Below are 13678 nucleotides of genomic sequence, written 5' to 3'. Positions count from 1 at the left end.
TCCATCGCTGCGGTTGTTGTCGTGCAGTTAGTAATGCTTATTAATGGGTGCGCCGGAAGCCCACCTGAACCCGTCCTGCCGGATGGCTCGCACCGTGTTCCGGTGAACCGCGTGCCACCCGTTCCCCCACCGGATGGGGGCAGTCATGAGCAGTGACCGTGACTATCGTCGGGCGCTCGATTTCGAGGTGTCGGTCACGCACCTGCAGGAGCGGTCCGAGCGTCGGGCATGGTACGTGGCCGCGACCTCGGTCGTGGTGGCCATCCTGTGTGCCATCGCATTGGCTGTGATGATCCCCTTCTATCGGCTCGTGCCACTGCCCATCGAGGTTGACCGGCTGACGGGCGAAGCGCAGGTGATCGACGTGCTGGACGCGAAGCACATCCCTATGCGCGACACCGAGGACAAGCACTGGGTCGAGGTGTACGTGGGCTCGCGCGAGCGTTACGACTGGGGCCTGCTGCAGATGGACTACGACCGCGTGCTCGACATGAGCGACGACCGGGTCGCGCGTGATTACCGGGCGATCTACGGCGGACCGGACGCGCTGGACCGGCAGCTTGGGGCAAACGCACAGCGGCGCATCCGCATCCTCTCGACGACGCTCGTGCCGGATGAACCGGGGCATGCCGTCGTGCATATCGAGCGCACGACGTGGAAGAACGGTATCGATAACGTGGAGCCGCCGCAGCGTTTCGTCATCACGTTGGCCTTCACGTACCGGCCATCCGTCTTTACACGCGAGCGCACGGCGATTGAAAACCCGTTCGGCTTCAGGGTGACGGCTTACAGTCGCGATCCCGAATACACCCCTGCGGCGTCATCGCCGGCGTCACAGTCGGTCCCGGGAGGTGTGCGATGAGACTGTACAACCTGGTGAGAACCGTTGTGCTGGGGGCCACGCTGGCAGCGCTCTGCGGTGGCGCCCGCGCGTACGACGTGCCCGGCTGGTCCAGCGACCCGCGTGTGCGGCAGGTCGTGTACCGGCAGGACGAGGTGGTGCGGATCATCGCACAGCGCGGTTTCGCGACGCACATCGCGCTCGATCCGGCCGAGCACGTTCTCGTCGTGGCCCCTGGCGACCGGGACGGATGGCAGGTGGTCGCAAACCGGGGTGAGCACGACGTCTACCTCAAGCCCGAGCTCGCCGCGCACGACACGAACCTTGAGGTCCGCACCGACCGACGCAGCTACAGCTTTGACCTCGTGGTGCTGCCGCTGAGGGCCCGGTTCGCCAACGACGAGAAGATGTATCGCATCACCTTCGTCTATCCCGACACGCAAGCCGCGAAGACAAAGGCCGTCGATGATGCTGCCCTCGTACGCGCGCGCCTGGACCAGTCGCCGGTGGTGCGCAATACCGCCTACTCGATGCAGGTGATGCCGAATTCGGAGGATATCGCGCCTACTGCGGCGTGGGATGACGGGCGCTTTACCTATATCCGCATTCCCAACAACCGACGTATCCCTGCGATCTTCCGCGTGGCCGGCAACGACAGCGAAAGCGTCGTCGACCGGCAGATGGAAGACGACGTGATCGTCGTGCATGAGCTCGCGCGACGTTTCGTGCTGCGTCTCGGTGACGAGGTGGTCGGTCTGTGGAACGACGCGTTCGACGTGGACGGGGTGCCGCCTGCGGATGGCACGACGGTGAGCGGTGTGAAGCGTGTCCTGCGGAGCGACGGCCATGAATGAGGAAACGCCGCGCAATGTGATTGCGCCCGAGGTTGTGTCCGAGGGCGACACCGCAAAGGTCGCAGGAACCGTAAACGGTGACCTTGCGAACCAGCCAGCCGATCGTGGCATGCCGGAGCTGGGGCAGCAGGGTGGTCGGCCCCGTGCCTGGTGGCTTGCGCCGCTCGTGGTCGTAGCGGTCTTGATCGGCGGAGCGGTCTGGACGATACACGGGTTTCTCGAGCGGCACGATGCGGCTGAAAAGGCCAGACGAGACGCCGTGCAGGACCAGCCGTCCCAGGGGCGGGTGTTCGGCGACGGGACCGTAGCGGCATCAGCAGTTGCCGCAGTGCCAGGCAGCCCGGTCACAGCGAGTGCCGCGGCGTCGGCCCCCGTTGCCGCCGCGACGCCCCACACTCCTGTCCATACCGCGCCGGCTCGCAGCTATTACGACGCGCCGCTGCTCGCCACCGGAAGCACAGGCGGAAGCAATGGTCCCGCCAACGCAGCGGCGGAGCTTGCCGCATCAACACCGGGCGTTTCACCGGGCGCGACTGCTGTGATGGTCAGCCAGCCCCAGGGCAGCAGTCCGCTTGCCCAGGCGCTGACGCCGACCGTGACGCCGAAAGCGCGCGCGGGCTTTCTGGGCAACCGCAGTCTGGTCCTTGCAGAAGGCGCCAAGATCGACTGCGTGGGAGATACCGCGTTCGATTCGACCCAGGCGGGTATCTCGACCTGCACGGTGACGAAGAACGTCTATTCGGATGACGGCCATGTGGTGCTGATTGAACGCGGTTCGCAGATCAACAGCGAGTACCGCTCGAACCTGGCGCCTGGGCAGAAGCGGGTGTTCATCCTCTCGGCCCGCATCAAGACCCCCGAAGGGGTGACGGTCGAGATCGATTCACCGGCCGCGGACGCGCTCGGACGCATGGGCGTGAGCGGCTATGTCAACAACCATTGGGGCGAACGGATCGGCGCGGCCATGCTGCTCGGCATGACGCAGGACGCGATCGGCTATCTCGCGACGCGTGGCGGCAACAGCAACGGCTCGGTGGTGTTCGAGAACACGCAGCAGCAGGGCAATGACATGGCCTCACGTGTACTCGATAGCACCATCAACATCCCGCCCACGCTGTCGCAGAACCAGGGGGCCGAGTTCACGATCGTCGTCGCGCGGGACCTGGACTTCAGTGCGGTCTATGCGCTCGATCCGGAGGGCTCGCGATGAACGCGCCGGCCCACATCCTGAGCGACGCACCTGTGTCAGCCGATGTCCCACTGCCGAGGCTGGCAGAGGACGCGTCGGTACGCGAGCTCATGCGGCCGTTCGCGGGGCTGCTCGATGACCCGACGGTCACGGAGCTGGTGATCAACCGGCCACAACGCGTGCTGACCGAAACCCATCTCGGATGGCATGTGCACGACTGCACGGACCTTGATTTCGAGCGCCTGATGTCGTTCGCGGTCGCGATTGCCACGCTCACGAACCAGGAGGTCTCGGCGCTGCATCCAGTGCTCTCCGCGCTGCTGCCAGGTGATGCGCGCATCCAGATCGTGATCCCGCCGGTGGTACCTCCGCGTACCGTGTCGGTGACGATCCGTCGTCCCTCTTCGCGCGAGAAAACGCTCGATGCGTATGCAGGCGAGGGCCTGTTCGCGCACACCACGTGGCGCCGCCCGGCTGGACTTGATGAGGCGATGCCGGCGCTACGGCCTCTCGATCGCGAACTCGCCAGGTACCTCGAAGCGCGTGATTTCCCGGCCTTCTTCGAGCGGGCGGTGCGCGGGCGGCTGAACCTCGCGATCGTGGGCAACACTGGCTCGGGCAAGACGAGCTTCATGAAGGCGCTGTGCCGGTACATTCCGGCCACCGAACGCATCGTGACGATCGAGGATGTGCGCGAACTCTTCATACGCCACATCGAGAACTGCGTGCACCTGATCTACAGCAAGGGTGGACACGCTCAGGCGCGGGTGACGCCCGCGGACCTGGTCGCCAGCACGATGCGCATGCGCCCCGACCGCGTACTGCTCGCTGAACTGCGCGGCAGCGAGGCGTACGACTTTCTGAAGCTCCTGACCACGGGCCATTCGGGCTCGATCACGAGCTACCACGCATCGAGCGCCCCGGTCGCGATCGAGCGGTTCGCGCTGATGGCGAAGGAACACCCGGAAGCCTCGACGTGGGATGACGCGGCACTGCGCCGGCTGCTCTTCATGACGATCGATGTGGTGGCGCACATGGATGCCACGGCTCTTTTTGATGAGTCAGGTGAGCAGACCGGCCGGCGATGGTCGATGACGGAAATCTGGTTCGATCCGCTGCGTCGCCATCAGGCGGATTTCCGGTGAAAGGAGAGCAGGCCATGGGCATCGGAAAGGCAACCGGAACGGTACGCACAACCAGCAGGGGGGCCGGGTATCACGCGGTGCGCGCGTTGGTCACGCTCGCGATTGTGGCGACTGCTGCTGCCGGTCTGATCCTCGCCCTCTGGCTGGCGTCGTTTTTCTTCGTCGCGAGCCAGCATGCCAATCCGCTTCATGCCGGGTTTCATGCCTGGCCGGATGCGGCGCTGACCTGGTACGACGGACGCCTGCCAGGGCAGGGGCGGCGGCTTGCTGGCACCGCGCTGTTCGGCTTCCTGCTCGCGTTTGGTGCGCCGGCGCTTGGCGCTTACACGCTGCTGGATCGCTCCGGCCGTCGGCGTCTTTATGGCAGCGCGCGGTTCGCAAACGAGGCGGACATCCGCCGGGCAGGGCTGCTATGAGCACGGTGACGACATCAGAAGCATTCAGCGGCCCGCCGCTGGTCGTGGGCGTCTGGCGTGGCCGCTACCTTCGGTTCACGGGCCAGCAGTTCGTGCTGCTTGCGGCGCCAGCACGGTCGGGTAAGGGCGTCGGCGTCGTGGTGCCCAACCTGCTGAGCTACCCGGATTCGGTGGTCGTGCTCGATATCAAGCAGGAGAACTTCAACCTCACGGCAGGGTTTCGTCGCGCACACGGCCATGACGTGTACCTGTTCAATCCGTTTGCCGAGGATGGCCGTACGCACCGGTATAACCCGTTGTCGCCGATCCCGGACGGGGTGTTCCGCGTCGGCGATATTCTTGCAATCGGATACGCGCTGTATCCGGTCGGCGGTCACGACGACTTCTGGAAGGATCAGGCCCGCAACCTGTTTCTCGGGATCGTACTGCTGCTATGCGAGTGGCGCGATGCGCGCCGCAGCGGCGACACCGATGTGCCGGACTATCCGGTGACCATGGGCGAGGTGCTGCGGCAGTCGTCCGGTAACGGCATGCCCGTCAAGGTGTATCTCCAGCAGGCGCTGCTGCAGAACCGGCAGCTGCTCACCGGTGCGTGCGTCGACGCGCTGAACCGCTTTCTTGCGAACGACGACAAGGTCCTTGCGAGCATACTCGCGACGTTCAATGCGCCGCTGACGATCTGGGCCAATCCGATCGTTGATGCCGCGACGAGCGCCAATGACTTCGACCTGCGCGACGTGCGCAGGCGCCGCATGTCGGTGTATGTCGGCATCACGCCGGACCATCTGGCCGAGGCCGCGCTGGTCGTCAACCTGGTGTTCTCGCAACTTGTCAATCTGAACACTCGGCAACTGCCCCAGGACAACCCGGAGCTGACGGTACAGTGCCTGATGCTGATGGACGAATTCACGTCGGTCGGCAGGATTCACATCATCGCCCGCGCTGTCGCCTATATGGCGGGATACAACCTGCGGCTGCTTTCGATCGTGCAGTCGATCTCACAGCTTGAATCGGTCTATGGCCGCGCGGACGCGAGGACTTTCGTCACGAATCACGCGATGCAGATCATCTACGCACCACGTGAGCAGAAGGATGCGAACGAATACTCGGAGATGCTCGGCACCTTCACGGACCGCTCGCGCAGTGTGAGCCGGTCGACCGCGATCTTTGGCGGCCGGGGCGGCTCGAGCGAGAGCTTCTCCGAGCAGCGCCGGCCCCTGCTGTTGCCTCAGGAACTGAAGGAACTGGGGCGCGAGAAGGAAATCATCCTGCTCGAAAACACGAAGCCGATCCTGGCCGAACGGATCTGCTACTGGCGTGATCCGGTGTTCACCTCCCGCCTGCGCACGGCGCCAGCCATCCCGGCGATGGATCTCGTGCGTTTTGTGGCTCAGGTCGAACGGCGCGTGAGGGATGTGCAACCCGACGACGTGGATGAAGCCGGCGTGATGCACATTCCGCCGGAGTATCTGGAAGTGCTCCAGGCCTGGGATCCGCGCGACCTGCCACGGCACCTTAACGACATGAGCGACGACGAGGCCGCCGCCTATGCCGAGCGGCATTTCATGCTGCTAGGGGTGCCGGCTGCGCGCATTGCCGTCGCGGCGCGGCGGCTGTCGCCGTCTGATCTCGACGTCGCGGAACTGCGCCCCTCGGATGGCACGCTTAGGCGGAAGTCTGCGCGCGCCGCGGGCGCATCTCGCACCCAGCGCGGGCGAGCTGCATCGCATGTGGGTGACAGTTCGAATGTCGTGCCGCTTCACGGAGAACGCCAATGAATGCCCGGTACCTGAGTGAAGAGGAGCGTGCGCGCGCGGCACTGGCCACGATTCCAGCCGAAGACTACACCACCTGGGTCGACATGGCGTTCGCGCTCAAGCAGGGATTCGGCGAGGCCGGCTTCGACATCTGGGACGAATGGAGCCGCACCGCCCACAACTATAGCGAGCGTGCGGCGCGGGCGACGTGGCGCTCGGCCGGAGAGTCGGGCGGCAAGACACTCGCGTCGCTCTTCTGGCTGGCGCAGCAGCACGGCTTCGATGTCAGGGCGTCGCGCGCGGCGATGGAACCGACGGACCGACCGCGCGTGCCATCAGCGCGTCCGTCCGTGGACCAGGCGCAGCAGGAGGGCATAGTTGAGGCGCGTGTGCGTTCGCGACAGGCGGCCGTCGCGCGGGAGGCACTGGCGATCTGGAAGTGGGCACGGCCGGTGGGGCCCGGACATCCGTATCTCGAACGCAAGCAGGTCAGGGCTGTCCCCACGCTGCGCGAACTCGAGGCCGAGGAACTGCATGCGCTGCTCGGATATGCGCCGCGCAGTGCCGAGGAGCCGCTCACCGGCCGCGTGCTGGTGGTGCCGGTCCGCATCGGCGAGACCCTTTCGACACTGGAACTGATCGATGCCGAAGGACGCAAGTCTGCGCTGGCCGGTGGTGCCAAGTCGGGCGGCTACTGGGTGGTTGAACCGGGCCAGTTTCGCGAGGGTGCGGTCACGCCGATCCTGATCGCCGAAGGGGTGGCAACGGCACTGGCAGTCTGGCAGGCGACCGGCTGGTTCAGCGTCGCCGCGCTGTCGAGCGGCAACCTGCGGCCGGTGGCAGCGATGTGGCGCGGCCGTTACCCGGAAGGGGAGATCGCGGTGCTCGCCGATCTCGGTGCCGGGTATGAACATGCGAAGCAGGCCGCGCTCGGCACGTCGTCGCTGCTGGCAGAACCGCACTTTGCACCGGAGGCCCGCATTGTCGGCGAGATGCCGACTGACTTCGATGACATGACCGTGCTGTCCGGATCCCGTGCCGTTGGTGAGCTTTTAAGGCAGTCACTCTACGAGGCGCCTGGGCGGGCGGTTGTGGATGCGGAAGTGACTGGACAGGCCATGGCTGAAGACGGATCGGGCGATGCACTGAAGGAGGGTGAAATGGGTAACGTGAAAGAGAAACTCGTGGGTGACGCAGAGACGTCGGGCCGGCGTCGTACCTCGCGTCGGCGGGCGGCGAATCAGGACGCGCCAGGACTGGCGCTGCAGGAAAACCCGGCGCCTGCAGCCGGGCAGGCACAGTCCCAACCGCCGGAACAGGACCGGCGCGTGACCAAGGCGCCGAACGTTGAGTCTCCACCAGCGCGTGCGCCGGATGCGCCGGTGCGCCGTCAGGTGGGCGAACCGCTGTATGGACTCGACGAGGTGCCGGGCGAGATCAAGGCGCTGGCCCAGCATCGTTTCGGCGCACAGATCCGCATGGCGACGCCCCGTGAGAATGGTGGTCCGTACCGTGGCGAGGTGTTCAACACCGAGCACTACCTGATCCAGGAAGTGTCGACGCGTAGCGTGGTATTCCACGCGAAGGCGAGTGTGGAATTCGTCTCGGACCGGCTGCGGTGGATGGACGAAAACCAGCGCCTCAATGGGGCGGAGGTGCAGGTTGGCTACGACGGCAACCACGGGAAGGTGTATCCGTGGGACCGTGCGCGCGATCTGTTCGAGCGCACGGTTGCATCCCTGAAGAAGTCCGCACGCGAGGTGGGTTTCGGCAACGACCTCGATGCGACACTCGACCAGTTGCAGGGCGTGTCATGGACGCGGGTGAGGGAAGCACGGGCAGCCGCCCTCGCGCAGTCGAAGGAGCGCGCCGGCCGCGAACAGGGTGAAGGGCAGCAACGCTGATCGCGCGCGACGCTGTGTCAGCCAGCGACCAGAGGGAGATCCATGATGGATGAAACCACAACCTCGACCGGCACGCCTGCGGACGATCCGGTTATCAACGTGATCGAACCAGATCCGCCGCCGCTTCAGGATCCGCAGGGCGGCGCTGCGGGCGCAGACCGCTTCGACCAGACGGCGGCCGATGCGCTGGGCGCACGCCGGCGCCGCGAGTTCGATGCCGCGCGGGCGCGGCTGCGCGATCAGGCCATCCAGGCGGAGGCCCCGCCGCAGGTTGCGGCACGGCAACCGACATCGGAAGCGACGCCGCTTGGCAGCGACGATGCGGCCGCCATGCGATGGGCGCCGCTTGGGAATCCGCCAGAGACAGTGCGAAAGCGCTACCTGCGGGCGGGCAATCAGTATTTCCTGAAGGATGCGCCGCATCAGCTCGCATTCGAGGATATCGGTCCCTGCCTGGTGACGGAACACAACCGGCCGGACGTCGTTGAGTCGATGGTGGACATGGTTCGTGCCAAGGCCTGGGGGCGCGTGCGGGTGTCAGGCCACGAGCAGTTCCGGCGCGAGGTGTGGGTCCGGGCGATGCTGCTCGGCATCGAGGTGAGCGGATACGAGCCGAAGGCAGTCGACCTGGCGCGTCTGGCCGAAGGTCGTCGTGACCGGATGACGAACCGCATTGACGTGTCGCAAACGGCTGAGGCTGCGCGGGTTCCTGCGGATTCCCCGAAAGCGCCTGCGGTGACGGCTGGTCCCACGGAATCGCAGGCGGCGCAACCAGCGAAGCGCGATGCCTCCCGGCAACTGGAGAAGGGCGCCGCCGCGCGACCGGCGGCTGGCGAACCGCCGCATGCTGCTCCAGCCGCCGAAACCGGGCCACACGTTGCTGAATCTGAGGGGCAGGAGCGTCAGCGCTACGTGGGCGAACTGGTCGAGTACGGCGGCGCGCCCTATCAGCACAATCCTGCGCGCAGTGACTCGTATTACGTTGTCTATCGCGATGCGGGTGGTGCGGACCGTGTCGTCTGGGGTGTGGATCTGGAGCGGGCCGTTGCGGAGTCCGGCGCACTCCCCGGACAGCAGGCGATGCTTGAAAACCTTGGCCGGCGTCTCGTGACGGTGATGGTGCCGGTTCTCGACGCGACGGGAAATGTGATTGGCGAAGAGGAAAAGGAGGTCTATCGCAATACGTGGCAGGTCGATGTCGTGGGGAAGGAGCCGACGCAGTCGCGTCGCGAGGCGTCCGACAGTAGGGGCGAGGCGGGAAGGAGCGGGACTGCGCGGCCGGTAACTCCGCAGCACACCCAAGCCGTGCGGCGTGAAACTCCCGTCGCGTCACCCGAAGAGCACGCCGTGCAGATGGCTGTACTGACCGCCGCGATGCGGCAGCAGGGTTTCAGCGAGCCATCCATTACGCGCGTGCAGCAGCACGCGCAACGGCTGCTGGCCGCGTTCGTGGCGGAGGGCGTCACCGTGCCGCGACCGCGCGTGTTTGATCCCGAGGCCCCTTCCGCACGGAACCGCCGCACTCGCACGGCAGCGCAGCGCGTCCCGACCCGCGAGGTCGAACGTTGTCCGGCAGAACCGGCGCCTCCGTCCCTGTAGGAGCACGCGCATGACCACGCGTATGCGACTGTGTGTGGATCTCGGGCCGGCGAAGTCACGCTGGGAGGCGTGGTGCATCCTTCACGGCGTCACGGCGGCCGATGGTGTGCGGCAACTGGTCCACGGTGTGCTGGGGCAGGACGAGTCGCCGGACGGGTTCGCCGGGCATGAAGGCCATTTTCCGGTCGACGGGCATCGCGAACGCATCGAAGTTCGCCTCACACAGGAGGAACTCGAAGCGGCCCGACAGCGTGCATTGGCAAGTGGACTGAATGTCAACCGCTGGGTAGTTGCCGTGATCCGCGCGCAGCTTGTGCACGAGCCGCAACTGGGCGAGCGGGAGATGCGACTGCTTGCAGATTCAAACCAGCATCTGGCCACGATCGTGACGTTGCTCGGACGGTTGCAGGCGCATGGTGATGCGCGCGACGCGGCGCACATGACGCACATGATCGAGGGCGCCCGTGCCGTGATCGATACGCACTTGCGTGCAGTCATGCTGGTGTTGCGCGCCAATCTCGATCGCTGGAGCCGCTAGCATGCCTTTTCCGAAGACATACGTCGATCAGATGCTGCTGAACTGGGGTGACCGGCTCTTTCACGACCCGCTGCGGCACGTGCGGGCGCCGCGTGTGTCGCGCGGCGAACTCCAGCGGGATGTGCGACACATGCGCGAGCAGCTCGCCCGCACGCTCAGGCGTATCCCCGAGGTGATGGTCAAGATCACGAACAAGACGTCGAGCGCGCAGGGCATGGGCGCTGTGCGCCGTCATCTGCGCTACATCTCGCGCAACGGTAAGGTGGAACTCGAGGACCAGGACGGGATGACCGTGCTGGGTCGCGAGGCGCTGCACGATCTCGCGGATGCGTGGCACCTCGGTGGATGGGGTATTCCAGAGGAAAGCCGCAGGCGGGAGGTGTTCAACGTTTTGCTGTCAATGCCACCGGGGACGGACCGGCAGGCGGTGCGCAACGCCGCGCGCGCGTTCGCGGCTGCGGAATTCGGTGACGGCAGACGGTATGTCTTTGCGGCGCACGATGACGAAGCGCACCCGCACGTGCATCTGAGCGTGCAGGTACGCGGGCCGGACGGCAGGCGGCTCAACCCGCGCAGGAAGGACCTGCAACGTTGGCGCGAACGGTTTGCCGGGCAGTTGCGGGAGCACGGCGTTGAGGCAAACGCGACGCCGCGACTCGCCCGTGGCGAAACGCGGCGCTATCCGAAACAGGCTGTCGTGCATCTGAGCGCGCGCGGAGAAATACCACGTTACTGGCGATCGGGGCTGGACGAGCCGACCCGCCTTGCCTTGTGGCACGCACACGCTGGGCCGCTCGAAGCATGGCAAGGCGTCGTTCACGCGATGGCTGGCTCGCAGAGTGCTGATGACCGGAGCCTGGCGGAAATGATCACAGACTTCGTGCAGACGATGCCGGTCCAGCACGACCGGCCCGACACCGGACGCACCGGCCGGAATGAAGGAATACGTCGGCGTAGCTCAATGCGTGAGCGTGGATTACGTCGCACGGACCGCGGTGAGACCCAGCAGGAACTGTTTCTGGACGACCTGGATGTCCGCGTGGAGCGGTGAGCAGAGGAGATGTGAATGGCGATGCCGATCATTCTGTGGATAGGCGGCAAGCGGCGGCTCGCGGACATACTCATTCCGCGGTTTCCGGCCCACAGCTGTTACGTTGAGGTCTTCGCGGGTGCAGCGGCGCTCTTCTTCATGCGGCCGCCCGCGGCGGTCGAAGTCCTGAACGACGTGAACGATGAGCTCGTGAACCTGTACCGCGTGGTGCAGCATCACCTCGAAGAGTCACACACTGACCGACATCCAGCGTGCAGCGCGCTTGTACTACCTCCAGCAGAACTGATTCGGCGGCCGGGTTGAAGGGCGGACTTTCGGTACCGCGACGACCTCGTCGCCGGGGCTCAATCTGTTGCGCCTGGAGGAGACGCTTTCGGCGGCCCATCTCAGGGTGTCGGGAGCGTATATCGAAAAGCTGGACTGGCATGCCTGCATGGACCGGTACGATCGGCCACACACTTTTTTCTATCTTGCCCCCCATACTGGGAAACAGAGGGCTGCGGCCTGCCGTTTGAATTTGAACAGTACGAGCGTATGGCGGGAATGCTGGGCGGGTTGCGGGGCGGGCGATCCTGACGCTCAATAACGACCCGGCGATGAGGGCGTTGTTCGCGCAGTTTGACATGGAATGCGTCGATATCCAGTACACCGTTGGCGGTGTAGGAAATACCGCGCCGCGCAGCGAACTCATTATCTACAGCGGGGACCGGTCGAAAGACCCTGTCGGACCATTCTGACATTGGTAACGGCGCCAGTTTGAGCGCGTCTGGCGCCGCGCTTCGACTCACGTTCTGGTGTCAGCGATCCATGAGCAGTGCGGGGCCCGCCTTGTACGAGGCGACCAGCACGAAAACCATGCCCATGATCAGCAACGGAAAGCTGTAAAGTGCCAGCGGAAAAAACAGGAGCAGTTGCAGCGTTGAGCCACCGATGCCGTGGACGAGATCGGTGTCGCGGATATTCTCGTACAGCAGCCACGCAACGGCGGCAAGCCCGAAGACCATCAGGACGATTCCGTCGGATGTTGTCGTGTGCTGAAGGTGTGCTTTCCCCCAGAAATAGAAGCCCCACCAGAGCAGATTGATCGCGATGGCGGTGAGCCAGAACCCGCGTGTTGTAAAGAAGGAATGGCCGAACCGGCGCCGGCAGTGCCGGTTGAACAGCTGGAGGCCTTTTGCGACAGCGACGACGATAGCGACGATCAGCGCGAGTTTCAGCCAACCCATGATTCGCTCCTTCAGGCACGCATTGCGGCATAAACCTGCTCCGGTCAAGACATGGGCTCAGGCAGGAGCGAGGTTTCATCTGCCAAATATAGACGTTTGACTGACGAATGCAACGTGATCGATTCAGATGCGGAAGCGCGACTGCCGCGGCGATCTGCCAGGCGCCAGATCTGGCAGGAAGTGGAAACGCGTCTGGCGAAGGAGATTCCTGGTGACAGGCTTCATCCGGTCGCCAGCGTCGACGTTCGATTCGACAGGGATTCGGACAAGACGACAAGAAGTCCAGTGGCATCGTGGCGCGTAGGCTTCAGCTCGTGCAAAGGAACGGGCTTGAAATCTTCGGTTGAAGTCTCAGGAGCGTCATTGATCAGGGGCCCGTTTTGCGCAGTCCCTTGGTTTTCCCAATAGATAATCGCTGGTACGCCGTACGGGATTCGAAGCTGTGACCAACGGATTAAAAGTCCCGTTCGCGGTAAACGGGCGGAACGTTAAGTTAAATCAATGACTTGCAGTGGTGGTCGTCCACTAACCGACTATGCTTTAAGCCCTTTTGAGGGCAATTTCTGCCTGCTTTGGTCAAGTTTCGGTCAAGGTCGCCTTCGACGATTGCCAGCCCGCCCGTGCACTCGCCATCAAGGCCACCCACGATGCGCCAATTTCCGGTTTGTGCGTGGCTTTACGGACATTGTCAGTTGCCCGCACCACATGCTGTCGATCCATAGCGGCGGTAATCCAACCCAGGCAGCAATTGTTGTATTAGCGGGAGGGGCGACAGGCCTTCTATTTCGTTCGTAGTCCTAATGTAGGTGGCCGTGTCTTCATAAGAGGTCGTTTCGGTAGCCAAAGCTTCTGTCTTGGATCCGGCACGAGTCGGTTGTCCGGGCGGAATGTCAGCCCCCTTCGTGAAGACTTCTATGAGTAGTCCCTTGTCAAGCCGTTTTACAGACTGACTGATCATCGATAAGCGAACTCTCCTCACAGTTCGTACCGCGAGTGGGCGCCGTTGCGCTGAACCCACCGATGGTTGAAGTCGATCCTTGCGCCCGTGAGACCTGACGTCTCACCAACTTCTATCCGCTGGCATGAAACCAGCCTCATCCTGTATGCGCGTTACGCCGGTAAGATCGCCGGGAGCATGCCCCATCTAGAAAATCGGTT

11 protein-coding genes and 1 pseudogene are annotated in these 13678 nt (G+C 64.4%); 11 read left to right on the top strand and 1 reads right to left on the bottom strand.

What is annotated here, in order from left to right:
- Positions 1 to 145 precede the first annotated feature (145 nt).
- The 11 genes and pseudogenes from OKW40_RS08990 to OKW40_RS08940 all read left to right on the top strand — a co-directional run bounded on the left by OKW40_RS08990 (position 146) and on the right by OKW40_RS08940 (position 12031).
- Entirely contained in the window at positions 146 to 862 is a 717-nt protein-coding gene (locus tag OKW40_RS08990) for a virB8 family protein (RefSeq protein ID WP_429489356.1), read from the top strand.
- Positions 859 to 1695 (top strand): TrbG/VirB9 family P-type conjugative transfer protein, encoded by an 837-nt coding sequence (locus tag OKW40_RS08985; protein WP_429489354.1) that lies wholly within the window; start codon positions 859 to 861, stop codon positions 1693 to 1695. The genes OKW40_RS08990 and OKW40_RS08985 overlap by 4 nt, the downstream gene beginning before the upstream one ends.
- Positions 1688 to 2905, top strand: coding sequence for a type IV secretion system protein VirB10 (virB10, locus tag OKW40_RS08980; RefSeq protein WP_429489352.1), 1218 nt, complete (start codon positions 1688 to 1690; stop codon positions 2903 to 2905). The genes OKW40_RS08985 and virB10 overlap by 8 nt, the downstream gene beginning before the upstream one ends.
- Positions 2902 to 4029 (top strand): P-type DNA transfer ATPase VirB11, encoded by a 1128-nt coding sequence (virB11, locus tag OKW40_RS08975; protein ID WP_184057220.1) that lies wholly within the window; start codon positions 2902 to 2904, stop codon positions 4027 to 4029. Before virB10 ends, virB11 begins: the two co-directional genes overlap by 4 nt.
- Before the next feature lie 14 nt (positions 4030 to 4043).
- Entirely contained in the window at positions 4044 to 4445 is a 402-nt protein-coding gene (locus OKW40_RS08970; protein ID WP_184057218.1) for a hypothetical protein, read from the top strand.
- Positions 4442 to 6223 (top strand): type IV secretory system conjugative DNA transfer family protein, encoded by a 1782-nt coding sequence (locus OKW40_RS08965; RefSeq protein ID WP_429489350.1) that lies wholly within the window; start codon positions 4442 to 4444, stop codon positions 6221 to 6223. Before OKW40_RS08970 ends, OKW40_RS08965 begins: the two co-directional genes overlap by 4 nt.
- The gene (locus tag OKW40_RS08960; protein WP_429489348.1) at positions 6220 to 8106 is read left to right on the top strand and encodes a PriCT-2 domain-containing protein; all 1887 of its coding nucleotides are present in this window, start codon (positions 6220 to 6222) and stop codon (positions 8104 to 8106) included. Before OKW40_RS08965 ends, OKW40_RS08960 begins: the two co-directional genes overlap by 4 nt.
- Before the next feature lie 42 nt (positions 8107 to 8148).
- Positions 8149 to 9705 (top strand): LPD7 domain-containing protein, encoded by a 1557-nt coding sequence (locus OKW40_RS08955; RefSeq protein ID WP_429489347.1) that lies wholly within the window; start codon positions 8149 to 8151, stop codon positions 9703 to 9705.
- 10 nt (positions 9706 to 9715) lie between these two features.
- Complete coding sequence (locus OKW40_RS08950) at positions 9716 to 10243, top strand: plasmid stabilization protein (RefSeq protein ID WP_184057210.1); 528 nt, start codon at positions 9716 to 9718, stop codon at positions 10241 to 10243.
- Between the two features lies 1 nt (position 10244).
- Positions 10245 to 11294, top strand: coding sequence for a relaxase/mobilization nuclease domain-containing protein (locus OKW40_RS08945; RefSeq protein WP_184057208.1), 1050 nt, complete (start codon positions 10245 to 10247; stop codon positions 11292 to 11294).
- A gap of 15 nt (positions 11295 to 11309) precedes the next feature.
- Positions 11310 to 12031 (top strand): annotated as a pseudogene (locus tag OKW40_RS08940) (DNA adenine methylase).
- Between the two features lie 60 nt (positions 12032 to 12091).
- On the opposite strand, the gene OKW40_RS08935 reads toward OKW40_RS08940, so the two are convergent.
- The gene (locus OKW40_RS08935; RefSeq protein ID WP_184057206.1) at positions 12092 to 12520 is read right to left on the bottom strand and encodes a hypothetical protein; all 429 of its coding nucleotides are present in this window, start codon (positions 12518 to 12520) and stop codon (positions 12092 to 12094) included.
- Positions 12521 to 13678 lie beyond the last annotated feature (1158 nt).

The organism is Paraburkholderia sp. RAU6.4a (assembly GCF_050435625.1).
Lineage (GTDB): Bacteria > Pseudomonadota > Gammaproteobacteria > Burkholderiales > Burkholderiaceae > Paraburkholderia > Paraburkholderia tuberum.
Note: the sequence above shows the minus strand (reverse complement) of the source record. Positions and strands in the feature narration are given on the sequence as shown.